This window comes from Clostridium sp. (assembly GCF_021372645.1).
Lineage (GTDB): Bacteria > Bacillota > Clostridia > Clostridiales > Clostridiaceae > Clostridium.
In genome coordinates this window covers 38,080-62,041 of the sequence record NZ_JAJFUC010000064.1, presented here as the reverse complement: position 1 = coordinate 62,041, position 23,962 = coordinate 38,080, and the positions used below count along the sequence as shown (strand labels likewise).

19 protein-coding genes are annotated in these 23,962 nt (G+C 27.2%); 2 read left to right on the top strand and 17 right to left on the bottom strand.

Going from position 1 to position 23,962, the window contains the following annotated elements; all coding sequences use genetic code 11:
* Positions 1-328 precede the first annotated feature (328 nt).
* The 6 genes from LLF98_RS10815 to ychF form a co-directional block, all read right to left on the bottom strand.
* Positions 329-1,105, bottom strand: coding sequence for a serine hydrolase (locus tag LLF98_RS10815; RefSeq protein ID WP_291703416.1), 777 nt, complete (start codon positions 1,103-1,105; stop codon positions 329-331).
* A gap of 92 nt (positions 1,106-1,197) precedes the next feature.
* On the bottom strand, positions 1,198-2,295 hold the full coding sequence (locus tag LLF98_RS10810) for a 6-phosphofructokinase (protein ID WP_291703414.1): 1,098 nt from the start codon (positions 2,293-2,295) through the stop codon (positions 1,198-1,200).
* 217 nt (positions 2,296-2,512) lie between these two features.
* The gene (locus tag LLF98_RS10805; RefSeq protein ID WP_291703413.1) at positions 2,513-3,367 is read right to left on the bottom strand and encodes an undecaprenyl-diphosphate phosphatase; all 855 of its coding nucleotides are present in this window, start codon (positions 3,365-3,367) and stop codon (positions 2,513-2,515) included.
* A gap of 116 nt (positions 3,368-3,483) precedes the next feature.
* Positions 3,484-4,461, bottom strand: a complete 978-nt coding sequence (locus LLF98_RS10800) for a type I phosphomannose isomerase catalytic subunit (RefSeq protein WP_291703412.1) — start codon at positions 4,459-4,461, stop codon at positions 3,484-3,486.
* A 182-nt stretch (positions 4,462-4,643) separates the two neighbouring features.
* A complete protein-coding gene (locus tag LLF98_RS10795) occupies positions 4,644-4,850 on the bottom strand; it encodes a hypothetical protein (RefSeq protein WP_291703411.1) in 207 nt (68 codons plus the stop codon).
* A 222-nt stretch (positions 4,851-5,072) separates the two neighbouring features.
* A complete protein-coding gene (ychF, locus tag LLF98_RS10790; RefSeq protein ID WP_291703410.1) occupies positions 5,073-6,170 on the bottom strand; it encodes a redox-regulated ATPase YchF in 1,098 nt (365 codons plus the stop codon).
* Between the two features lie 237 nt (positions 6,171-6,407).
* Here ychF and pdaA point away from each other — a divergent pair, with 237 nt between their 5' ends.
* Both pdaA and LLF98_RS10780 read left to right on the top strand, forming a co-directional pair.
* Positions 6,408-7,295 carry a delta-lactam-biosynthetic de-N-acetylase gene (gene pdaA, locus LLF98_RS10785; RefSeq protein ID WP_291703408.1) on the top strand — a complete coding sequence of 296 codons (888 nt, stop codon included), beginning with the start codon at positions 6,408-6,410 and terminating at the stop codon, positions 7,293-7,295.
* Between the two features lie 282 nt (positions 7,296-7,577).
* Positions 7,578-7,718, top strand: coding sequence for a clostri-philic family protein (locus LLF98_RS10780; RefSeq protein ID WP_291703402.1), 141 nt, complete (start codon positions 7,578-7,580; stop codon positions 7,716-7,718).
* A gap of 104 nt (positions 7,719-7,822) precedes the next feature.
* Here the strand turns inward: LLF98_RS10780 and LLF98_RS10775 are convergent, their stop codons facing one another.
* The 11 genes from LLF98_RS10775 to LLF98_RS10725 form a co-directional block, all read right to left on the bottom strand.
* Entirely contained in the window at positions 7,823-8,470 is a 648-nt protein-coding gene (locus LLF98_RS10775) for a cyclodeaminase/cyclohydrolase family protein (RefSeq protein ID WP_291703400.1), read from the bottom strand.
* A gap of 101 nt (positions 8,471-8,571) precedes the next feature.
* Positions 8,572-9,807, bottom strand: a complete 1,236-nt coding sequence (locus LLF98_RS10770; RefSeq protein ID WP_291703398.1) for an O-antigen ligase family protein — start codon at positions 9,805-9,807, stop codon at positions 8,572-8,574.
* Positions 9,791-10,957 (bottom strand): glycosyltransferase, encoded by a 1,167-nt coding sequence (locus LLF98_RS10765; protein WP_291703396.1) that lies wholly within the window; start codon positions 10,955-10,957, stop codon positions 9,791-9,793. The genes LLF98_RS10770 and LLF98_RS10765 overlap by 17 nt, the downstream gene beginning before the upstream one ends.
* Positions 10,958-12,265, bottom strand: coding sequence for a glycosyl transferase group 1 (locus LLF98_RS10760; protein WP_291703394.1), 1,308 nt, complete (start codon positions 12,263-12,265; stop codon positions 10,958-10,960). It abuts the gene before it with no gap.
* A gap of 8 nt (positions 12,266-12,273) precedes the next feature.
* Complete coding sequence (gene murJ, locus LLF98_RS10755) at positions 12,274-13,818, bottom strand: murein biosynthesis integral membrane protein MurJ (RefSeq protein WP_291703392.1); 1,545 nt, start codon at positions 13,816-13,818, stop codon at positions 12,274-12,276.
* A 40-nt stretch (positions 13,819-13,858) separates the two neighbouring features.
* Positions 13,859-14,602: a WecB/TagA/CpsF family glycosyltransferase gene (locus LLF98_RS10750; RefSeq protein ID WP_291703390.1), complete on the bottom strand. Its 744-nt coding sequence runs from the start codon at positions 14,600-14,602 to the stop codon at positions 13,859-13,861.
* Between the two features lie 242 nt (positions 14,603-14,844).
* The gene (locus LLF98_RS10745; protein WP_291703388.1) at positions 14,845-15,945 is read right to left on the bottom strand and encodes a tetratricopeptide repeat protein; all 1,101 of its coding nucleotides are present in this window, start codon (positions 15,943-15,945) and stop codon (positions 14,845-14,847) included.
* Between the two features lie 309 nt (positions 15,946-16,254).
* On the bottom strand, positions 16,255-17,982 hold the full coding sequence (locus tag LLF98_RS10740) for a phospho-sugar mutase (protein WP_291703386.1): 1,728 nt from the start codon (positions 17,980-17,982) through the stop codon (positions 16,255-16,257).
* 249 nt (positions 17,983-18,231) lie between these two features.
* On the bottom strand, positions 18,232-18,804 hold the full coding sequence (locus LLF98_RS10735; RefSeq protein ID WP_291703385.1) for a 50S ribosomal protein L25: 573 nt from the start codon (positions 18,802-18,804) through the stop codon (positions 18,232-18,234).
* Between the two features lie 172 nt (positions 18,805-18,976).
* Positions 18,977-22,468 carry an SbcC/MukB-like Walker B domain-containing protein gene (locus LLF98_RS10730; protein WP_291703380.1) on the bottom strand — a complete coding sequence of 1,164 codons (3,492 nt, stop codon included), beginning with the start codon at positions 22,466-22,468 and terminating at the stop codon, positions 18,977-18,979.
* Positions 22,443-23,672, bottom strand: coding sequence for an exonuclease SbcCD subunit D (locus tag LLF98_RS10725; RefSeq protein ID WP_291703378.1), 1,230 nt, complete (start codon positions 23,670-23,672; stop codon positions 22,443-22,445). Before LLF98_RS10725 ends, LLF98_RS10730 begins: the two co-directional genes overlap by 26 nt.
* Between the last annotated feature and the right edge of the window lie 290 nt (positions 23,673-23,962).

The window sequence follows — 23,962 nt, the reverse complement described above, 5'->3', positions numbered from 1 at the left end:
TGTGCATATTAAGGTCTATTTTTTAAAGTAACAAGAGTCTTACTTTTGACTCAATATTTTCTTTTACGTACCCTAATGGAGAAAATTATATAATAATATATAAAAAAGCCTCCTTATTAAATAAAGGAAGGCATAGTAATCCTAAAATATACTGGTATTATATAACTTCCTTATTGATCTCTCTGTATCAAATTAAAGGTTATTCTTTGTGTAAGGATAACATTTCTTTGATATTGTGTCAATAAAAATAATTTACTCTAATCTTTGTTTATATATAAATATCAGAATGAAAAATAACTCCTAGTTTTCTAGGAGTTATTTTCTTAACTTAAAAATTATTCATTATACTATCCCACATCATCTTACCACACTTTGCAAGGGTCACTGTTCCGTATACACTGTTTGGAATTCCCATTGAAAGGACAGTAAATGTGAATGATCCCTTTTGAACATGAATTAATGCTGTATCATTTTCTACACTAGTCTTATCACCTGTTTTGCTTGAAATTTCATATTTTAAATCATCTGGTATATAAAGAGCCAATTTATTTTTCATTTGTTGTCTTTGTAATATATCCATAAGCATTGTGCTATTTTTCTTATTTAAATAACTTCCATCATATAAGTGTTTCCATATCTTTGCTAAATCCAAAGCGCTTGTTATATTTTCAATTCCACTACTTGCTGCTCGTTCATCTGAAACCTTTCTATTTAATTTAGTATTTTTTAATCCTTGAGCTATTATATCTTCATTTATATTATCAATACCTACTATATCTATAAGCTTATTTGTTGCTGTATTATCACTTTGTATAAGCATTGCAACTAATAATTCAAATATAGTGTATTCTCTATTATCAAATTCATGTAATATTCCTGTTCCATAAACTTTATCTTCTTCTTCAATTTTTATCTTATCTAAAAATGAACCTTTTCCATCTTCAACATACTTTATTACAGATACTGATATTGGAAGTTTCATACATCCAGCACTTATCATCTGTACATTTTCATTATAACCAAAACTAAATCCACTTTCGAAATCTTCAAAGAAAAATGAATATGTTCCTATTCTGGACTCTAAATATCTTTTAATTTCTTTCATAATACCCACCACTTTCTAAAATACTCTTAATGTTATTAGGTATCTTATAAGTGCTAAAACATAATTTATGAATCAGCACTCTTCTTAGCTAATTAATCAGCAAATGATATACCTATTTTCTTTGCCATGGTTACTAATTCTCCATTTGGATCTACTTGTTTATTGTTTCCAATAACATTTTCTAAACTATCATAAGTAACTTCATTTCCCTTTAAACATACCATACTACCAAAATTGCCTTCATTGATAAGTTCTACAGCAGCAACTCCATATCTTGTTGATAATATTCTATCAAATGTACATGTGGTTCCGCCTCTTTGAATGTGCCCAAGCACTGTACATCTAACTTCTCTCTCCTTAACTAAATTTTCTAAATCAATAGCTAATTTATTTCCAATTCCTCCCAGTCTAATTGGATCTGGACTATCAGCTACTATTTTAGCTACAACAACTTCACCATCTTTAGGCTTTGCACCTTCTGATACAACAATAATAGTGAATAACTTTCCATTCTTTTTTCTTTCTTCAATTTTTTGAACAATTTTATTTATATCATATGGAATTTCTGGTAACAAAATAACACTAGCTGAACCAGCTATTCCTGATTCTAAAGCTATAAAACCTGCATTTCTTCCCATAACTTCAAGAATCATAATTCTATGATGAGATTCTGCAGTTGTATGCAATCTATCTAAGGCTTCTGTCGCAATCTCTAGTGATGTATTAAAACCAAAGGTTATATCTGTTGAACCTAAATCATTATCTATAGTCTTTGGAACTCCTATAACATTAACTCCTTTTCTTGAAAAATCTCTAGCAGAAGTTAATGTTCCATCTCCTCCAATTACTATTAAAACGTCTACGCCTTCTTTTTTTAAATTTTCAACTGCTACATCTGATACATCTTTTTTAACAATTTTTCCATCTTCCTCTACTGAATAATCAAATAAATTATCTTTATTTGAACTATAAAGTATTGTTCCACCTCTTGATAAAAGACCTGATACAGTTAGTAAATCTAATTTAATGAAATCATTATTATATAGTCCTCTATATCCAAATTTATATCCAATAACTTCATATCTATAATTTAATATTGCTGACTTTGTTACAGCTCTTATAACTGCATTTAATCCTGGGCAATCTCCGCCTCCAGTTAATAAAGCTATCTTTTTAATATCTTTGGCCATTTTTAAATCCTCCTATACCATAATTCCCTTTCGAAATTATACTTTAAATTAAATTGTCATTATTTTCTGACTATTTGCTTTATAATAGCATAACCTTTGATTTCTGAAAAGTATTAATTTATAAGATATTCATTCTTTAAATAATAAATCAAATTAATGAACAATACATAATTAATTGTGTATTGTTCATTAATTTTCAAATAACCTTTTTTATAATCTAAATTTTTAAAAATCCAAAGAACATTAGTATTTCAAATACTATACCAGCACCTATTCTATATACTGCAAATACTCGCATAGGTCTTTTCTTTAAATATGAAACAAATTTATCCATAACAACTATTGATACTACAAATGCTACAATAAATCCAACTATTAATGCAATCCACAATGTTAAATCCATTCCTGAGCAATCAAACTCCAAAAGATCTTTTGCCGATGCTGCTACCATAGCTGGAATAGCTAAGAAAAAGGAAAATTCAGCAGCTATTGGTGTCGAAAGTCCAGCAATCCAACCGCCCATAATAGTTGAAGCACTTCTTGACATTCCAGGCCATACAGAAAGCACTTGGAATGTTCCTACTTTTAATGCTTGTAGTGGAGTTATATTATCTAAGCTCTTTGTAGAATGATTCTTATTCTTTCTAAATTTGTTTTCTATTACTATAAGTAAAATACCTCCAATTATAAATCCCGCAACAACAACTTGAGGCATAAATAAACTTTTTATTTGTTTATAAAATAGTACTCCTATGATCCCCATTGGAATGCATCCCACTAAAACATTTATACCAAAGTTAAATCCTATTTTCCCTTCTTTACCTTTTGTAAATATATAAGTAAAAAATTCAATTACACTATCCTTTACCTTTTTCCAATATAAAACTATAACTGCAAGTATTGCACCTAATTGAATTACGACTTCAAACATTTTAGAAAAGTCACCTTGAAAGTTAATAATACTTCCTACTAGTATCATATGTCCTGTAGAAGAAACAGGAATAAATTCTGTAAGCCCCTCAACTATAGCTACAATAATAGCCTTAATTATAAATAAAATATCTAATCCCATTTAAATGTCATTCTCCCTCTTATTTATTTTATTTAGTGCTTTTTTAATTACACAAAAATTTATTTAAACAATTAAGGAGCAAATTTTTTTTAGTTTCTCCTTTAATTATATTATTATTATTTTTCTATTATGCTAAGTATATCTTTTTCTTCACTTTTTAAATTAGGCACATAGCTTTTTAGTAACGTAAAATTCCCTATTAATTCATAATCTCCAAGAGTTGCTGGAATAAAAATACTATCTCCCATAAGTATTTTTTCTTCTCCGCCACTGTATTTTATTGCACCATTACCTTCAACACATGTAAATAAATAAAATCTTTCTGCTTCACTTTTTTCCTTTGCAGATATATTAATTTTATATTTTTGTATTGTAAAATATTCTCCTAAACAAAGATATGTTTTATCATATCCATCTTTTTGTATTAATATACCATTTGAATTCTTTCCTTCAAGAGAAAAATCTATTACATCTAATGCCTTTTCAACATGTATTTCTCTTTCTCTATTATAATCATAAACTCTATATGTAGTATCACTATTTTGTTGAATCTCTGCAATTAACACACCTTCACATATAGAGTGAACTAATCCACTTAGTATATAGAAAAAATCACCTTTTTTCACAAAAATTTTATTTAAATACTTATCTAAATTTCCTTCATTAATTGCTTCTTTAAACCTCTCTTTATCACAATTTTTTGTTCCAACAATTAATGAAGCGTTCTCTTTTGCATCTACTACATACCAAGCTTCTGTTTTACCAGAATCTTTCTCAACTCTGTTTGCGTATTCATCATTTGGATGAACTTGAACTGAAAGTTTGCCTTGTGCAGTTATTAATTTAATTAAAAGCGGAAATTCCTTTGTGTCTATCTTAGTTCCTAAAAGTTTTTCTCCATAAAGCTTTATTATTTCATAAAAAGTTTTTCCCTTTAATTTGCCATTTTTAACTTTACCTATACCATTTTTATGACAAGCAATATCCCAACTCTCACCTATAACACCATCTGGAACATTATCTCTAAATTTTTCTAAATCTTTACCTCCCCATATTCTTTCATAATATATGTTCTCAAATTTAATTGGATACATTTTATTCCCCCACCGAATATATAGTATAACTATATATATAGTAGCGTTATAATTTATATTACTTTTTAATTTACATTAAATCGAACACACTTATTTATAGTTTACTTTTATATTATTGGTTATGTTATTTAGTAAACTATACACAGCTATCATGACTACAATCTATCAAACTCTCCTTAATTTTAATAAAATAATTTAAGATCTAGTATTGTTAATGTTGTGCCATTTCTTTTGTTGTCTGAATCCGATAAAATTTTAGCTCTATTATAATTATCAGTTATTATATCTTTATCTTCAAATGTGTCTATTTCTTCTTTTTTAGTATCTATAATTTTATTTCTAGTCTCATAAACTGTTTGAAAAATTTCATTTAATTTTAATACATGCATTTTATTTTAACAAACTTTGATATAAAAATCTACATTTTGCATAATATTCATTAAATTGTAACAATATATTAGGCACATAAAAAAAAGAGCAGGGTTTTTAATCTCACTCTTTTAAGCCACATTTTTCATCTATATAATTTATACATATGCTTTAAGTACATAAAATAAAATAACAAGTCAAAGATGCTATGTATATTAACTTGTTATTTGGTGGAACATACCTTAAACATTAAATCTAAAATTAACTACATCTCCATCTTCCATTATGTAGTCCTTTCCTTCAAGTCTAAATTTTCCTTTTTCTTTAGCTGTTGTCTCTGAACCACATTCAACTAAATCATTATATCCAACTACTTCTGCTCTAATAAATCCTCTTTCAATATCAGAGTGAATCTTACCTGCTGCTGCTGGTGCCTTAGTTCCTCTTTTTATTGTCCAGGCTCTAACTTCTTGAACTCCGGCTGTTAAATAGCTCATAAGTCCAAGTAATTTATAACTAGTTTCAACTAATTTGTCTAAGCCTGATTCATCTAGTCCATATTCTTGTAACATTTCAGTTTTTTCATCATCTTCAAGTCCTGATAATTCTTCCTCAATCTTAGCACTTATAACCATAACTTCTGAATTTTCTTCTGCTGCATAGTCTTTAACTTTTTTAACATAATCATTATCAAAGTTGCCTTCCATAACATCATCTTCAGAAATATTACAAGCATATAAAACTTGCTTTGAAGTAATTAAGAATAAGCTTTTTATAAAAGCATTTTCTTCTTCTGTAACTTCTAAAGTTCTAACAGGCTTATTTGCTTCTAATTGTTCCTTAATTTTTTCCATAATTCCATATTCAAACTTCGCAGTCTTATCACCAGATCTTACAAGTTTTATTGATTTTTCCATTCTTCTTTCTAAAACTTCTAAATCAGAAAATATTAATTCTAAATTTATAGTTTCTATATCTCTTATAGGATCAACAGAACCTTCAACATGAACAACATTTCCATCATCAAAACATCTAACAACATGAACTATTGCTTCAACTTCTCTAATATGTGATAAGAATTTATTTCCTAATCCTTCACCCTTTGAAGCTCCCTTAACTAATCCTGCTATATCATAAAACTCTATGGCTGTATATACTTTTTTCTTTGTATTATACATTTTTTCTAAAACATCTAATCTTTTATCTGGAACACTTACGACTCCAACATTTGGTTCAATTGTACAGAATGGATAATTAGCTGATTCCGCTCCAGCCTTTGTTATCGCATTAAACAATGTGCTCTTACCTACATTCGGTAAACCTACCATACCTAATTTCATCTATGTACATTCCTTTCTAACTTCTAACTTTTAATATGCCTTTAAAAATTATACTCTAGAACCTTTTTTATTTCAACTGTAACTTCATAACGTCTGTAAGGTATGTGCCAAAACTTCCTTTAAGTTCAATCATATATATAATTTACCATGGTTATTCCCTAGTAAATTTCAAATACTATGAATGATAAAACCTTAAGATATTCAATATAACCATTTTAAAGATTGAAGGTGAAAAAAATGAAAAAGTTTACAAAAACTACTATTGCTCTTTCTTTAGCTCTAAATTTAATTATAATTTCTCCGCCAAAATATGTAAATGCTGCAAATAATGAAGATATCGATGCTAATGAATGTTTTCAAGAAGATGGAATCTTTGGAGACATTTCAGATATTGATAATATAAGAGATATTTTTTTCTCTTTTAGTGATGAAGATGAACTTAACTGGTACTATGTTGGTAAAGGAAAAGATCAAATCTCTGAAGCACCAAGAGAATCTGTTGATTTTCTTAAAGAAAACTCTGCTTATTACTTAGGTGATACTTCCAGCAAAATTATATATCTTACTTTTGATGAAGGATATGAAAATGGTCATACCGGAGAAATTCTAGATATATTAAAAGAATATAAAGTACCTGCTGCTTTCTTTGTTGTTAAACCTTACATTAGTAAAGAGCCTGATCTAGTTAAACGAATGGTTGATGAGGGACATATAGTTGGTAACCATAGTGTAAATCATCCATCTATGGCACAAATACATGACAAAGAAAAATTTGAAGCAGAATTTAAAGGCGTAGAAGATGCCTACAAAGAACTTATAGGGAAAGATATGCCTAAATTCTTTAGACCTCCAATGGGCAAATATTCTAAAGAGTCTTTAAAAATGACTAAAGATTTAGGATATAAAACTATATTCTGGAGTTTTGCATATAAAGATTGGTTAGTTAATAATCAACCAGCTGAAGATTATGCTATACAAAAAATAGATAAGGGAGCTCATCCTGGTTCCATAATGCTTTTACATGCAGTTTCAAGTACAAATACAAAAATACTTGCAACAGTTCTTAAAACTCTCCAAGAAGAAGGATATGAATTTAAATCATTAAATGATTTACCTGCTGAATAAAAGATAATGCCTCAAAATAAAAATTATTTTGAGGCATTCTTTTTATGTACTAATTACTTGAAGACATTATATTTTTAGACCTATTTGGTTTTAAGGAACTCATTCACTTCACTACTTACTTTTGCAGAGGAATTTTTAGATATAATAATATTTTTCAATACCTGTATATATTTATTTAATATCCATATTTAAATTTAGGCATATTCAAAAAAAATAAAATGTATCAAAATTTTATATAAGCACAAAATACTTAATAAGGCACATAAAAGGGAGGTGTATAATATGCCAAATAAAGATGGAGCAATTAACCCGATACAAAAAGGAGCAAGAAGACAAAATCTACACGATAAACAAGACAATCTTGGTGGAAACCATAAAACTAAACCTAAATATACAAATTTTGAAGGAAAACCAATAGACTAAAATTTAAAGAGATACTTAGTTTAACTAAAATCATCACTAAGTATCTCTTTTATATTATTGTACTTATTTACCATATCTAAAACTGTAATCGTAAGTTAACAATATTAATTGGAATAAATTACACAGTTTACATCTTCAGTTATAGAATTCTTTTCTTTAATTGATTTTTGCATAATTTCATGTAATTCATTATCAATATTCTTAAAAAATTCTTCACTTCTAAGTCCATTTAAATTCACTTTAACATTTACTATAGAACTTTCTATAGCAGAATGTAGTAAAATTGCAGAAATCGCTAAATCTGATAACAACATTTTATTCCCATACTTAGCCATAATCTTTAGATTCTCATAAAATTCTAAGCTTACTCTTGCTAAAATTAACGGTGCTTCCATAGATTTTATTGTATTTTCTTTTATAGTTAATGTTCTTTTTTCCTTATCTTCTTCAGTATCCTTCGGTAATTTATAAGAATCCATTAGTTTTAGAAAATTTTCTCTATCTTCTTCCATAAGCTCTAAGCTTCTTAAAGTAAATTCTTTAGCTTCTTTTTGAAATTTATCAATAATCTCTTTTTCGCTGTCCTGTAGGTTTATATAATTTTTTTTACCTACTGTCAAAGAATAAACCATAGAATTTAACGCTCCAGATAGTGCAGCAATAAGTCCAGCTACACTTCCACCACCTGGTGCTGATAAATCTGACCCTAATTCCTCTAAAAACTGTTTAATACTTTCATCACAAAATTTCATAAATTATCTTTAGTAAGAGATTGCATGTCAACTACACAATCCCACTAAATATTCACTCCCTTTCTCTTTATAATCATTAATGTTGTAATATTCAATAAATTCTATTCAACATTTCTATTATCTAAAATTGATACTAAATATCCTGCATATATCCAGAATATAATAGATATAAAACTAATTATATATACTAAATTACTTTCAAATAGATTTACCGCAAGAATTCCAACTAACATAGACGTTAATGTTGTCATTTGAAGTTTATCTTTTTTCTTTAACTTATCTAAGTGCTTTATTATAAATATTAAAAATAAAATTAAAAATAATAGTAAAAGTGCTAATGAAACAATTCCATTTATTATAGTAATCTGTAAATATATATTGTGGACTCCGCCATAATCAAGGCCTGGTAAATCAGTAGTATCCCTAGCACTCCTAACTGCATCTGTAAAATTATTATATCCAACTCCAATCAAAGGATGTTTTTCTATAGCCATAATTCCTGAAGTCCAAAGACTACTTCTACCACTTGTAAATATTCTAACTGTTTCTTCACTCACTAAAAAACTTACTCCAAATATGGCGATTACTGATAAAATTATTAGTGCTCCTCGCAGATATTTATTTTTATAATAAGCAAAAGTAAATAAATATACTACTGCTATTACTATTAAGAGTGCACTTCTGCCGTTTGAATTTATCATTGTTGTTAATTGCAAAAGTATATTAAATATCCAAAAAATCTTTTCTTTATTCATTTTGGCAATTGAGCTAAGATATATACACATAACCATTGCAATTGCTGTTGCTATTGAAATAGCGTTTTTATTTTCAAATATGCCACCATGAATACCACCAAGTTCAAATATCACATCTCCAAGTTCTATTTTTATGTTAAAAATTTTCATTATTAATGAAATACTAGAAGCAATAAACATAAAAATAGCATAAAAATATGTTATTATATTCATTTCTTTAATTATATTTTTTTTATTTCTAAAAATATCAACTGTAAATATAGTCACAAATAAAATCAAATTAATTAACCAAACTTTTATATTTTCAACATTTCTATATACTGTAACATTAAGTATAAATGTTACTATAATTAATAATATTAAAGGTATATCAAACCTATAAATTTTTCTATATTTGTAATTTTTAAATACCATCAATAAAATTAAAATTATCCCCCACGCTAATGCTATATAATTTAATACTCTTATTCCTGGTACATATTTTAACATAGTCACAGTAGTCAAACTCACGAATAAATATAGCAACTTAAAATAAAACTTATTATCTACATATTTATATATATTTTTAATTATTTCCTTCATATACCTTTTTATACACTCCTTTTAGCCTTTCAACTAATACTTTTTCCGAATAGCTAAAAATTGTTTTTTCTCTTATTTCATATTTATCATACATTTCATAATTTTCTTTTATCCTTATTAATGCTTCGGCTAAATCAGTCACATCATTCTTTTTAGCTATTATTCCATTATCTTCTCTTATTATATCTTCTGCTCCGCCGTTATAAGCTCCTATTACAGGCTTGCCACATGCAAGAGCTTCAATATAAACAACACCAAAGGTTTCATGCTCAGATGGCAGAGCAAACACATCACAGATTCTCATTTCCTTAGAAACTTCTTCTCTTGATAAAGCTCCCAAAAGTTTTATCTGATTGTCCATACTTAACTCTTCAATAAGTTTCTTTAACGACAATTTAAGTGAGCCATCTCCCCCTATTCTTAAGGTTACTTTTTCATTTTTAAAAGCTTCTGTAAAAGCTCTAATTAAACATTCCATTCCTTTTCCTTCTTCAAGAAAAGCACATGAAAAGAATTTAAACTCTGCATTACTTTTTGAATTTTTGTCTTCAGCATTTTCATCAATACAAAATAATTGCAAATCAACCATATTATGAATCACTTCAATAGGTTTATTAACATATTCCTGTAGTTCTTTCTTCAGTCCATTTCCAACTGCAATTAAACAATCTGCATTTTCATAAGCTTCATAAATATATTTTTTATAACTTTCCTTAGAATACTTAGCATATTTAAGTGATGAATGTTCTGTTAATACTAATGGGATATTATATTTTTTGCTTAAAAAAGCAGCTGCTATTCCTCCCCAAAACGCTGAGTGAGCATGGATAATATCAACCTTGCCTTCATTTTTAACAATTTCTTGATAAAGTTTATCCATTCTTTTATTAAAACTTTTAAACATTAATGGAGTTTTAGGCAAATAATTATAATCTTTATATCTATAAGTTCTGAGATTATCTTCTATATTAAAATTTATTCCGTGCTTTTCATGAATTTTTCCAAACATAGTAATTGGCCAAATTTCATTGTATGCAACAGTAATTTTTTCATTACTATTTGCAAGCGCTTTAAATTGTTCCTTAAAGAAACTACCGTGAACTTTATTCTTAGCTGAAGAATACCAGGATGGAATGACCATTATATGCATTTAATCATCGCCTCCTAATATTTTATTTAATCTTTCAACTATTGAATTCCATTCATAATTAGAGTCTGGAGCACAATTTATTTCTTTATTTCGATGCATTTCTATTAACTTATAAATTTTGCTTTTTATTCCTTGCACATTATTTTCAGTTACAATACACTTTTGGTGATCTTCTACTACTTTTTTAATTGGATCATTTTCATCTCCATAAATTACAAATATCCTGCCTTTAGCTCCAAAATAATCATAAATCTTAGCAGGTATTTGCTTAGAGTTTTTATTTCCAAACAAAAGTAAAATATCTCCATTTAACATATATTTAAGTGCATCATCAAAAGGTATTCTAGGTGATACATTTGCTATTTCTAAGTTTTGCAGTCTCTTTTTGCCTTCTATATCATCTATATTTCCAAAAAATAAAACATTTAGCAAGTTATATGCGTGTATATCTTCTTCTTTGATTTCTTCAATTGCTTTAATAAAAGGCCTAATATTTCTAAGCTTAGAAAATATTTCTCCAGTATAAATAATATTAAGTTTATCTTTTTCTATAAGCTTTGGAGTTTCTTCCCGAAATAATTTTTCATATAATTTTGAATCAAAACCTCTATTTAATATAAAAGTTTTTTTATGTCCATCCTTTAGTGCTTCATAATCTTTTAAATATTCATTTTTATTTGCTTCTGTAACAAATATAAATTTATCTGCTAGATTAACAATATTTTCTTCCATATGCTTTTCAAGTATTTTTTTTATAACAAAAGACTTTTCCCTTGTAGAATCCTTAAGCCACGGATCACTCCAATAAGTAATCCAAGGTATATTTCTATACTGTTTCTTAATATAATAAGCACATAAATGAGAAGATGGAGGCTCATGCATTGAAAATATAACATCAAATTTTTCTTTTTCCATTAAATCTATTCCATATCTTCCTGCTTTTCTTGCCCATCCATAATACATATCTGGTATAACTAGAGAATTTTTTATTCTTCTCAAAATTTTCTTATTATTACCATTTTTATTTTTTAGTGGTAAATCATTAGCTTTCTCATTAAAATTATCAATATTTTTAGGCATTAATTTTTTAAAGACAATTCCACCATCAACAGCATGAATTTTTATTTTATCATCCATCATAGAACGTAATGCTTCATCATAATATATTGAATTCTTTGGAAAATTAACAGTTAAAAGATGTACTTCATTATTATTAATTTCACTTAATTTATTTAAATATTGCAACGTTTCAATGGCAGCAGAATTATTTATCAATGGTGAATAGCAGGCAATAAATAATATTTTCATATGTCCTCCTATCTTTTAATCTTCTTAAAAATCAAACTTTTTATTTCAATCACTTCTTCAATTTTAAATATATAGCATAACATAACATATATAATACTTCCAATTATGGTTCCAATTAATAAAATTATTATTGAATTTAATCTATCTCTTAAATAAGATACTATAATTGTAATCACAATTCCCATTATTACAGAATTTATGATTATTATACTTGTATTTTTTAATGTATCTTTTATTTCAAATCCTTTTTCCAATTTTAAAATACTTATAAACAAAAGTATTGATGTTACTACCATTGCTATTGATGCAGCTAAAGCAATCCCCATTATGCCTATGTATTTTGATAAAATTATGCTCAAAATTATGTTAATGCAAACCCCTATAATTCCATTAATTGTTGTTGTTGTTGTTTTTCCCATAGAAAATAATGTTGAATTTAAAATATCTCTTATTCCAGTAAAAAATATTCCAACTCCATATCCTAATAAGGCTAAAGTTGTAAGATTTACCGCATATTCTTTAAATTCTCCTCTTTCATATACGATACTAACTATATCTCTATCAAATATTATAATTCCAACAGTAATAGGAATTAATAATATAGCTAGATATACTATTGATTTTTTTAATGTTTCTACAAATCCATTCTTATCATCATTATTCCTCATATTTGCCATAAGCGGATATACTACACTTGCAATTGAAGTCGTAATAATACTACTAATAAAGAATATAAGCTTTTGTGCAAAATCAAGAGCTGAAATTGAACCATCAGGCAAATATGATGCAATACTTTTATCAACAACCATATTTAAAGAATTTGCCCCTGCTCCAATAATTACGGGAATTATTAATATAAGAATATCTTTTAATCTTTCATCCTTTAAATTTATTATAAATTTATATTTGTATTCATGTTTAATCAATGATGGTACCTGAACTGCTACCCTAAAGAAATTACCTATAACATTTGCAATCGTTAATCCAACAGTTAATCCAACAATATCATAATTTTTAAATACTAATAAATATATTATCATAGGCAGGTTAAAAAACAACCCTAGAATTCCTGGAATAACAAAATCTTCATTTACTTGTAATAATGAAGTGAAACATGCATTAACTGATAAGAACAAAAGATTTATTAATGTGATTCTAGTCAATTTAATTGCGAGTAATGCTGCTTCTTCTGAAAATCCCTTTGCAAGTATAAAAACTAATTCTTTTGAAAAAATACTTGTGATAATAAATAAAATTAAAGAAATTATAAACAATATGTTAATTACGTTATTAGCAAAGTTATACATCTCTTGTTTTTCATTTTTAGCTTTGATCTTACTTAAAGTAGGCAAAAAAGCAGTTGATATTGCAAGTCCCACTAATGTAAATATAGTTTCTGGGATTGCTACTGCAATATTATAGGCATCTGTATACATTCCTGCACCAAAGTTTTTAGCGATAAGCATATCACGAACAAACCCTAGTGCTCTACTTATTAAAGATACTATCATTATTATAAACGTAGATTTAATTAAACTGCTTCCCTTTTTCATTTTATCACCTATTTTTTAGCATTTCACTTTAGTTAACTTATTATTTTTTTGAATATGCCTTAATATCATTAACTGTATTTTTATTCTTTAATACTAATAGTAGAAATTTAGGTATTGAAATTAATCTTCTTATTCTAAAAGGTTCTTTTATAACTCTGTACAACCACTCTAACCCTAAAGATATCATAAATTGTGGTGCTCTTTTAAGTTCTCCTGCATATATATCAAAGACACCGCCTACCCCCATAAATATATGAGTATTTGAAACATTCATAACTTTTTGAATAAATATTTCTTGTCTTGGAGAACCCATAGCTACAAAAATAGCCCATGGATCACACGTTTTTATATCATCAATTATATCATCACAATTATTTAAATCAAAAAATCCATTATGAAATCCTGAAACTTTTAAATTAGGAAATTCAAATTTAATATTTTCTACACATTTCTTAAGAACTTCTTCTTTTGCACCTAATAAATAAATTGATTTTTTTTCTGAATTTGCTTTAATTAAAACTTCTCTAACAACATCTATTCCAGCTATTTTCTCTTTAACTGGCTTTTTTAATAATTTTGATGCAAGAACTGTTCCTACTCCATCAGGTATTATTACAGAATTTTTATCATTAAAATTTTCTTTAAGAATAGTATTATTTAATCCATTAAATAATACTTCTGGATTCCCAGATATTATATTTACTTTATCAAAGGTTTCTATGTAATTCATTAAACTATTCTTATCTTCATTAAAAATATTAAATTTAAGTATTTTTGTAAACATATTATCTCCTAAAACTTAGACAATTCGCAATTCGCAATTCACAATTCAAGAATTTCTGAAAATATATTTTAAATCCCACAAGAAAAGTGTTGCTCCAAAAGTGAGAATCGAAAAGCAAATCTTCAAATTTTATATTTGGAAACATGAAATTTCCCTTTGAGCATTTTACATTTTGTTCTTCTAACTTTCTCCTTGTGAGCTTTATTCCTTAACTGTGCATTGTGCATTGTACATTGACATATTTATTTTATTGTTCTGTTTAACATTTGATCTATTTCAATTACTATTTCATCTTCTGGAGCTAATTTTTTAGCAATATCTAAATGAATCTTTGCTTGTTCTTTATCTCCTAAATTTATGTAACACATTACTATATTTGTGCATATCTCTACTTCCTTAGATGCTTCAAATGCTTTTCTAAAATATTTTATTGCTTCTTCATACTCTCCAATGCATGCATAACTCATTCCAAGTTCATTAACAGTTTCAAGACTTCCAGATTCAATAGAAAGACTTTGACTTAAATAATGGATAGCTTTATTGTAATTTTCAATTCTTCTATAACCAACGCCTAAGTAATAATAAACCAATGGATTTTCTTTAAATTCTTCACTTAATGGCAATAACAAATCAATTGCTTTTTGAGGTTCATCTTTTAAAAGTTCAACTGCTTTCTCAAAATGACTTATATTAGTAATATCATTTATAATTTGATCAATTTCAGTCGTTCTTTTTCCACCTTTATTTATAAATTCGTTTATTTCTACTTCTGCACCTTTGTGATTCCCTTCATCTTTAAGTATTAAAGCATTATAAAGATATGGCTCTGGAGATTTTTCAAATCTTTCTTTACATTCATCAATATCTTCTAATAATAATTCTGCAAATGTTGAATCTGTTTGTCTTATGGTTTCACCTACAGCCAATAGCTTAGTTAAAATTTCTTCTTCCTTAGTATATCTATAAAGTCCTTTTAATAAAATATAAGCATCTTCTAATCTGTCTTTCTTTATTCTATCTGCAATAAGGCTTTTTACACATTCCTCAGAATCAGGAATATATGACAAAATTGTCCCATAATCATCATTATATTTGATATTTTTATCTGCACCAAAAGCAATAAACATTCCTTCAATAAAATAATATATTGGTAAATTACTTAGCTTTATTTCATCATTTGCATTAGCTGCAACATATTCAGCACTTATTGGCATATATAGATCATCATTTTTAAACTTCACATTATCCGGAATATTAATACTCTTTTTAAAGCCATCCTTTTTCATCTCTAAAAACAATACTTTACTTAATTTATCTTTATACATTGTCTTGTAATTACTCATTTTACACCTCTTGTTTAATTGTCATTATCAACACTTAATTCAGTTAATTGTTAACTATCTAAGTATTCATTACTAACAATTATTTTATCTGATAGTTCGTATCTGCAGCTAAGAATTACTTTTTATAAGGAAACTCGACTCACATTCATTCACTGAGTAAGTGACTCATACAAAATCATATATGCACGGTGTGAAAATTCGAGGAGCCAAATATAAAATTTGGAGCATAACTTTTGGACTCTCACTTTTGGATTCCCTACTTAAAGAAATTGCTATCATCTAAAAGATGATAGCAATTTATCTGGAAATCTAGTTTAATTTTGCATTAATTATTTCCATTACTTTTTCTTTAAATTTCGCAATATCAATCTCTGCATTGTCTAAACTGCTACTCTTTACAGCTAAATAAATCTTCATCTTTGGTTCTGTTCCTGATGGTCTTACTACAAAAGATGAACCATCCTCTAAGATGTACTTTAATACATTAGACTTAGGTAAGTCAATAGTAGCTTTAGTATTATTTGCAGTATTTTCTTCAATGCTTAATTTATAATCTAATCTTGTAACAATCTTTATTTTATCAACTTCATTTATTGGATCACTTCTTAATGCTTCTATACAAGCACCTATCTTTTCTTGACCCTCTTTACCCTTTAATTCTAATGATACAAGATTTTCTTTAAAGTATCCATACTTTTTATATAGTTCTATTAATGCATCATATAAACTCTTTCCTTGCTCTTTATAGAAAAGACACATTTCACATACTAACATAGAAGCTATTACTGCATCCTTGTCACGTACAAAGTTTCCTGCAAGATATCCATAGCTTTCTTCGAATCCAAAAAGATAAGTCTTATTTCCTGCGTCTTCAAATTCTCTGATTTTTTCACCGATATATTTGAATCCTGTTAATACATCCATAATTTCAATGTCAAAATCTTCTGCTATACTTCTAGCACCTTCAGTTGTTACAATTGTTTTAATAACAACTCCATTTTGAGGCAACTTATTAGTTTCTTTTAATGAGCTTAATACATAATGAGTTAAAAGTAAACCTGTTTGGTTACCAGTTAAAACTTTATATTCTCCAGTATTATCTTTAACTACAAGCCCTATTCTATCACAATCTGGATCAGTTCCAAAGATTACATCTGGATTTTCAGTTTTAGCCATCTTTACAGCTAATTCGAATACATCTGGATTTTCTGGATTCGGATAAGATGCTGTTGGAAAATTTCCATCCGGAGCTTCTTGTTCCTTAACTACTTTAACATTACTATATCCTAATTGTTCTAATACATTTCTTACTGGAACATTTCCTGAGCCATGAATTGGAGTGTATATAACATTTAATTTCCCAGATTTTTCTTTAACTAAATCTGTTCTTATAGTTAATCCCTTAACTTTTTCATAGTAAAGTTTATCTAAATCTTCTCCAATGTAAGTTAACAAACCTTTTTCTAAAGCAATTTTTTCATCTATATTCTTAATCTTTGAAAAATCATCTACTGCATTAACACTATCAATAATTATATTTGCTTTTTCATCAGTTACTTGTCCACCAAATTCATCATATACTTTATAACCATTATATATCTTTGGATTATGTGAAGCTGTAACTACTATGCCACCACTACATTTCAATTCTCTTACTGTGTAAGATAACATTGGTGTTGGTCTTAAGTTTTCATATAAATATGCCTTTATATTATTTGCACATAAAGTAAGAGCTGCAGCCTTTGCAAATTCCTTAGACATATTTCTTGAATCATATGCAATTGCAACTGAAGGATCTTTAAAGCTGTCATTTAAGTAATTTGCAAATCCTTGTGTAGCTTGAGCAACAGTATATACGTTCATTCTATTACTTCCAGCACCAATTTCTCCTCTTAGTCCACCAGTTCCAAACTCCAAGTCTTTATAAAATCTATCTTCAATTTCTTTGTCATCAGATATGCTTTTTAACTCGTTTTTTGTTGCCTCATCAATAATATCAGAATTAACCCATGTGTTATATTTTTCCTCGTAATTCATTTTATGTTCCCCTCCCCATTTTTTCTCTATTACATTATACAATATTTGTTTATATTTACAAATAGTTTTATGTATTTTAATAGGATAAACTAATAAAAGTTTATCCTACACTTATTTAATTCATCCCATGTAACAATAGTATCTTTTATATTTATTATTTTTAATCAAACAGTCTAAATCCCTTAAGATTTTAGACTGTTTTATACTCATAATATTAATATTATTAAACAATATCCACTTGAGCATTTACTATTCTTCTGGACCTTCTGTTGCTATAAATTGACGTGTAACTACAGATGCAAATACCGTTGATAAATTATCTACAATAGAAATTTCGCTTCCGACCTCTAAGTCACTTAATTTATAAACACTGCCTAATCTAGCATTTGAAACATCAATTTGTATAGATTTAGGCAAATCTTGTGCTTTACAAGCTATTTTTACAGAATCCTTTTGATTTTGTATTACTATCCCCTTCTTACCTAAAAATTCTTTGCCACCAAGTTTAATTGGCACCTCTGTTTGCAAGATACTATTGCCATTTATTTCTTCCAAGTCTATATGAATCACTTTGTGTGATACTGGATCTTTTTGAACTTCTTTAATTATAGCAGTTCCATTATAGCCATCCAAATCAAATTTTAAAACACCATGTTCTCCATTTCTTGAAAGTTCTCCTACTAATTCCATTTCACCTATTTCAAACATTAAGCTTCCTAATTTCTTACCATAAACCACTCCAGGAACTTTTCCTTCTCTTCTTTTTTGCTTAACTGCATTAGCAGTTTTATTTAATCTTTTATTTAAAACTAATTCATTCATTCTAAATCCTCCTTAAATTTTCTTTCATAATTAGTTAGTTATTAACTATCTATTTTCTAATTATTCCTAATTTAATGGGATTTTATTCATATCTGTATAAAAAAATCATCCCTCTAATATTTTATTAAAATTCTTAGAGGGATGATTTTTTTATAATACTATTTCTATTGTTTTAGCTTCTCTCAATTTTAACCTTACTTCCACCCATACCACATTCTGCTGGTGTAATAATAAGTTTTACTGGTACTCTATTTTTTATAGCTTCTACATGACTTATAATTCCTACTTTTAGTTTTTCATTGTGAATTCTTTCTAAGGAACTCATAACAACTTCTAGGAGCTCATCATCTAAAGTTCCAAAACCTTCATCAAGGAAAAATAATTCTAGTGGTACTGTTCCTTTTAATTGAATTTGAGCTGATAATGCTAAAGCTAGTGCTAATGATGCTAAGAAGGTTTCCCCTCCTGATAAAGTTGTTGCATCTCTTTTAGCTCCACCATTTTTATAATCTCTAATAATAAATCTTCCATTTCCATCAACTTCTAAGCCATAATTTCCATGTGTTATTTCTTTCAATCTTTTAGAGGCTTCAATAGACACATATTTCAGCTTATTTGCTGCTACAAATTCAACAAACTTCTTTCCCTTAAATAATTTTTCCAAATCACTAAGCAAAGCCAGTTTATGCTCTAATTTCTTCTTTTTTTCTAAAAGATCTTTTTGCTCTTCTAACTTTTCTTTTATATTCTTTAAGTCTTCATCAATTTTAATTTTATTTTCATTAACTTCATTAAATTCTTTTTCCTTGCTATTCTTCAATACTTTTATTTGTTCATAATTTTCTTTTGTTAACTCTTTACCATTTATTTTATTAAGTAAACTTTCAATTGTTCCACTTACTTTTGATATATTGTCTTTATAGCTATCAACTTTTTTCTTGTACTTATCAATTTCATCTTTTTCAATTAAATTTTTCTTAACATCTTCCAAGGAATTAAAGCCTTCACTATCAATTGCTACTGCTAACTGTACTTCTTGCTCTTTTTTTCTGTTACTTAAATCTTTGTCTTTGCTAATTGTAGCTATTAATTTTTCATTATAATCTGTAAATTCTTTTTCTATTCTGTTTTTATTATTTTCAGCACTTTGAAACTCTTCGTTAATACCTTTTATATTTTTTTGAATTTTATTAAGCAGTGAATCTAAATCATTTTCATCGTCGACTTTATTTTTTATTGATTGAAGCTTTTCTTCTTTATTTTTTTCATATCCAGCCAAATCTGCATTATCCTTAGCTAATTTTTCTTTTATAGAAGTTAATTCATTATTCAATTTTTCTTTTTTATTTTCTAGACTTTCAATTAATTTTCTGTTGTGCTTAACTATCTTAGCTAATTTTTCTCTTTCTTTTTCAATTATTTTAATTTCTTCATTCTTTTTATTAAAATCATTTATGCCTGTTTCTGATTTTAATAAACTCAGGCTATTTTCTAAGTTTTTAAATTTTTCTGTATTATCTTTAATATTGTTCTCTAAATCTCCTAATTGTCTTTTATTTGTTGTTACTATAGCTCTTAATGCATTTATTTCTCCATTTTTAATGTTTATTTCATTTCTTAAGTTATTAATTTTTTTTTCTAAGCTATTTTTTCCCTTAGTATAATTTTCTAAGGCATTTTGTAAATTCGTAAATTCATTTTTCAATTTATCTAAAGGTTTCTCTTTAAATTCAGCTCCTAATTTCTTTATTTCATCTTCATTCACTTTTATCTTTTCATTGAAATTAGTAACTTTAGTTTCATTTTGAATGACTTTATTATTAATAACCTTTATTAAATTTTCTTTGTTTTTTATTTCGTCTTCTATAGTTTTTAAATCTAATATCTCTACCTGTTTTATATTTTCTTTAATATGATGAGTAGATCCACATACGGGGCATATTTCCCCCTCATTAAGCTCTTTTCTAAGCTGATGAGCTAAATTTTCTCTCATAATTTCTTTTTGTTTATTTTTAATTTTCTCTAATTCTTCTTCTTGTTTTTTTCCTTCTTCTCTTTTCTTTATGATTTCTATATTTAAAGCTTTTATTTCATCTTTAGAAGCTTTTATTTCATCGTTTGACTTATCATAGCTCTTCCACTTTTGATCATTTTCAACTATTAATTGATTTAAGTCTACTAAATCCTTTTGTTCTCCTGGTGAATTTTCAAGTAAATATTCATATTGCTTTTCATTTTCTTCTAAATCTTTATTTACTTTTTCTATTATGTCTTTTAAGGCTATCCCTTTAATTATAGTTTCATCATTTTCCTTTTCAAGAAAAGTTTTCTTATGATCATCCTTATTTACAATCGCTTTTATATTTTCTAATTTTTCTTCTGCAATTATTCCTTGTTGAACTTTTTCTTTAAGGTTTTGATCAATTTTCAAATCATCATATGTTTTTTCATCCTCTTTAATTTCTTTGTTTTTATTTTTTATTTCTACATCTATATTAATAAGTTCACTTTGATATTTTTTACTCTTAACTTCAAACTCTTTAACTTCTGATTTTAAGTTATTTATTTTATTTTGTAAAACATCTATTAACTTTTTTTCTTCAATAGCATCTTTAACCTTTTGTTCATTTATCATTAAATTAGGAAGTTTATTTTCCTTATTATCTTTTGAGGTCTTCCATAGATTTTCTATTTTTTCTTTTTCTACATTTATCTTATCTATTACTAATTTAAATTTATCTAACTGCATTTCATTTTCATGAAATTCTTTTATAGTATTTTCAAAAGCTTCCATGTAAGGTATAACCTTTGCCCCTGATTCTCCTAGCTTTATTCTTTCTATATCCTTATTTATCTCGTCTTCCCTTTCTTTAAGAATTCTTTCTTTATCTTTGTATTCTGCTAATTCCAGTTGTAACTTCCATATCTCTTCATTTTCTTTATAACTTTTTTCTATTATTTCTAATTCACTTTTTAGAATTCCTAAGTTATTCTTAAATTCTTCAAGTATTTCTTCTTTTTCTTTTAATTTATCTTCACTTATATCGTTATATCCACTTAATTGTCCAATCAAAACACTATTCTCAGTTTTTTCTTTACTAATTTTCACATTTAGCTTTCTAGATAAATTATCTCCATATTGTTGAAGATTAAATAACCTTTCAAGCATATCTCGCCTGTCCTTACCCTCCAGTTTCAAAAACTCACTGAATTTTCCTTGTGGCAATACAACAGTTCTCGTAAAATCTTCTAAATTAAGACCTATTATTTCTTCAACTTTTTTATTTATAGTTTTAACCCCATCTGCTAAAACTTCTTCTTCAGAATTTGTTATATCAACTATTTTACATTTTCCAGAGTTTATAGTTCCATCTTTTTTTCTTCTAAACTCCCTATCTATAGCATATCTTTTAATTTCAGCTCCAGATATTTGAAATTCAAAGTTTACATTTAATCTATCACAATTGGTATTAATATAATTTGAACTTTTCCTAGACATACTTCCATATAATGACAAGGTTATTCCATCTAATATAGTAGATTTTCCACTCCCTGTTGGTCCAAATATACCAAAAAATCCTCTATCAGTTAATTTATCAAAGTCTATAGTTTGATCTTCTATAAAGCTATTTAGTCCTTTAATCTTCAGCTTGATTGGCTTCATCGACTTCACCTTCCTCACTAATAATTGATAAAAGCAATTCTACAACCTCTTCTTCTGGCATAGTTTCTCTTTCTTTTACGTAAAAATCCTTAAATATTTCTTTAAAGGACTTATCACTTAAATCTAAAGAAATTTCTTCTTCTAAGTTTTTAACTTTAGGCATTATTTCTAAAATATCCTTCTTTAAATCTTTCATTTGTTTTATTTCATCTTCTCTTATATATCTATCTGTGTTAATCTCTAAATAAACCCAGCAGTCTCTTTCCTTATTTTCATAACATTTTAAAATAGCCTCTTCGATGCTAGAACATTTCCAAACTTCAATAGGCTTATAAATTTTTAAATTTACTTCTTCTATATTGCATTCTTCATTAGGTTTAACATCAATTATAAAACATTTCTTATTAAAAGTGATTTCCTTTTTATTATAATGAATAGGTGAACCGCAATATCTAGCTTTCTTATTTGTACCTGGCACTATTTGTGGCTTATGCACATGTCCTAAGGCTACATACTGTGCTTCCTTTGGAAAACAACTACCATCGACAATATAACTTCCACCTAGTTGAATGCTTCGTTCAGATCCACTTTCTTCACTTCCCATAGCAAATAAATGAGATGTAGCTAAATTAATAGTATCTTCCCTATAATGACTTTTTAAAGATTCAAATAAAGAAAATATTCTATCACTATATGATTTAACTTTTTCTTCTTCCTCATCCATGCCATTATAAATGACTTCATTTAATCTTCTTTCACTTGGATAAGGTACAGTTAAAATAACTGTTCTTTCATTATTTATTTCAATTTCAATGAACCCTTCCCCTGATTCTATTACTTTATGCTTACCATATTCTCCACAAGAAACCACAGTCTTTGGAGTTCCAACCATAATAATTCCATGATTACGAGCAAGGGGTCCTGCTGCAACCAATCTATCTGGATTATCATGATTCCCTGAAATAACTAAAGTAAGCCTCTCCCCATTTCCTGATAATCTTTTCAAAGTATCATAAAACATTTTTTCCGCCCTTGCTGGAGGATTTGAACTATCATAAACGTCCCCTACAATCATAATTAAATCTATATTATTTTCTTCAACAATTTTTACAAAATCATTTAAGAATTGTTCCTGCTCATCCATTCTGCTTTGGCCTTCTAAATTTTTACCTAGATGCCAATCCGCTGTATGTAATATCCTCAAAATCTAACGCCTCCCTATTAAATTTCTCATCTTAGCTAATAATATTATAGACTATTCGAAGATATCTTTTCCAATACAATTTTCAATATTGTATAATTTCTAGTTCTAAATCCCAAAATAAAGAACCAAACTCAAAGCACAATAATTTAAATCACTTCTTTGTTTGGTTCTTCAAACTTATACATATATTTGAAAAATCTCTTTTCCTTGAATATTTACTTTTTCTTCTTTAAATTATTTATTTTTATTAAAATTAAATAAATCTCCTCTATCTAACCCATGCATATGTA

Excerpts from the sequence above, each read along its gene's own strand:
- LLF98_RS10815 (WP_291703416.1), bottom strand. The coding sequence starts at position 1,105 with ATGAAAGAAATTAAAAGATATTTAGAGTCCAGAATAGGAACATATTCA.
- LLF98_RS10810 (WP_291703414.1), bottom strand. The coding sequence starts at position 2,295 with ATGGCCAAAGATATTAAAAAGATAGCTTTATTAACTGGAGGCGGAGAT.
- LLF98_RS10805 (WP_291703413.1), bottom strand. The coding sequence starts at position 3,367 with ATGGGATTAGATATTTTATTTATAATTAAGGCTATTATTGTAGCTATA.
- LLF98_RS10800 (WP_291703412.1), bottom strand. The coding sequence starts at position 4,461 with ATGTATCCAATTAAATTTGAGAACATATATTATGAAAGAATATGGGGA.
- LLF98_RS10795 (WP_291703411.1), bottom strand. The coding sequence starts at position 4,850 with ATGCATGTATTAAAATTAAATGAAATTTTTCAAACAGTTTATGAGACT.
- ychF (WP_291703410.1), bottom strand. The coding sequence starts at position 6,170 with ATGAAATTAGGTATGGTAGGTTTACCGAATGTAGGTAAGAGCACATTG.
- pdaA (WP_291703408.1), top strand. The coding sequence starts at position 6,408 with ATGAAAAAGTTTACAAAAACTACTATTGCTCTTTCTTTAGCTCTAAAT.
- LLF98_RS10780 (WP_291703402.1), top strand. The coding sequence starts at position 7,578 with ATGCCAAATAAAGATGGAGCAATTAACCCGATACAAAAAGGAGCAAGA.
- LLF98_RS10775 (WP_291703400.1), bottom strand. The coding sequence starts at position 8,470 with ATGAAATTTTGTGATGAAAGTATTAAACAGTTTTTAGAGGAATTAGGG.
- LLF98_RS10770 (WP_291703398.1), bottom strand. The coding sequence starts at position 9,807 with ATGAAGGAAATAATTAAAAATATATATAAATATGTAGATAATAAGTTT.
- LLF98_RS10765 (WP_291703396.1), bottom strand. The coding sequence starts at position 10,957 with ATGCATATAATGGTCATTCCATCCTGGTATTCTTCAGCTAAGAATAAA.
- LLF98_RS10760 (WP_291703394.1), bottom strand. The coding sequence starts at position 12,265 with ATGAAAATATTATTTATTGCCTGCTATTCACCATTGATAAATAATTCT.
- murJ (WP_291703392.1), bottom strand. The coding sequence starts at position 13,818 with ATGAAAAAGGGAAGCAGTTTAATTAAATCTACGTTTATAATAATGATA.
- LLF98_RS10750 (WP_291703390.1), bottom strand. The coding sequence starts at position 14,602 with ATGTTTACAAAAATACTTAAATTTAATATTTTTAATGAAGATAAGAAT.
- LLF98_RS10745 (WP_291703388.1), bottom strand. The coding sequence starts at position 15,945 with ATGAGTAATTACAAGACAATGTATAAAGATAAATTAAGTAAAGTATTG.
- LLF98_RS10740 (WP_291703386.1), bottom strand. The coding sequence starts at position 17,982 with ATGAATTACGAGGAAAAATATAACACATGGGTTAATTCTGATATTATT.
- LLF98_RS10735 (WP_291703385.1), bottom strand. The coding sequence starts at position 18,804 with ATGAATGAATTAGTTTTAAATAAAAGATTAAATAAAACTGCTAATGCA.
- LLF98_RS10730 (WP_291703380.1), bottom strand. The coding sequence starts at position 22,468 with ATGAAGCCAATCAAGCTGAAGATTAAAGGACTAAATAGCTTTATAGAA.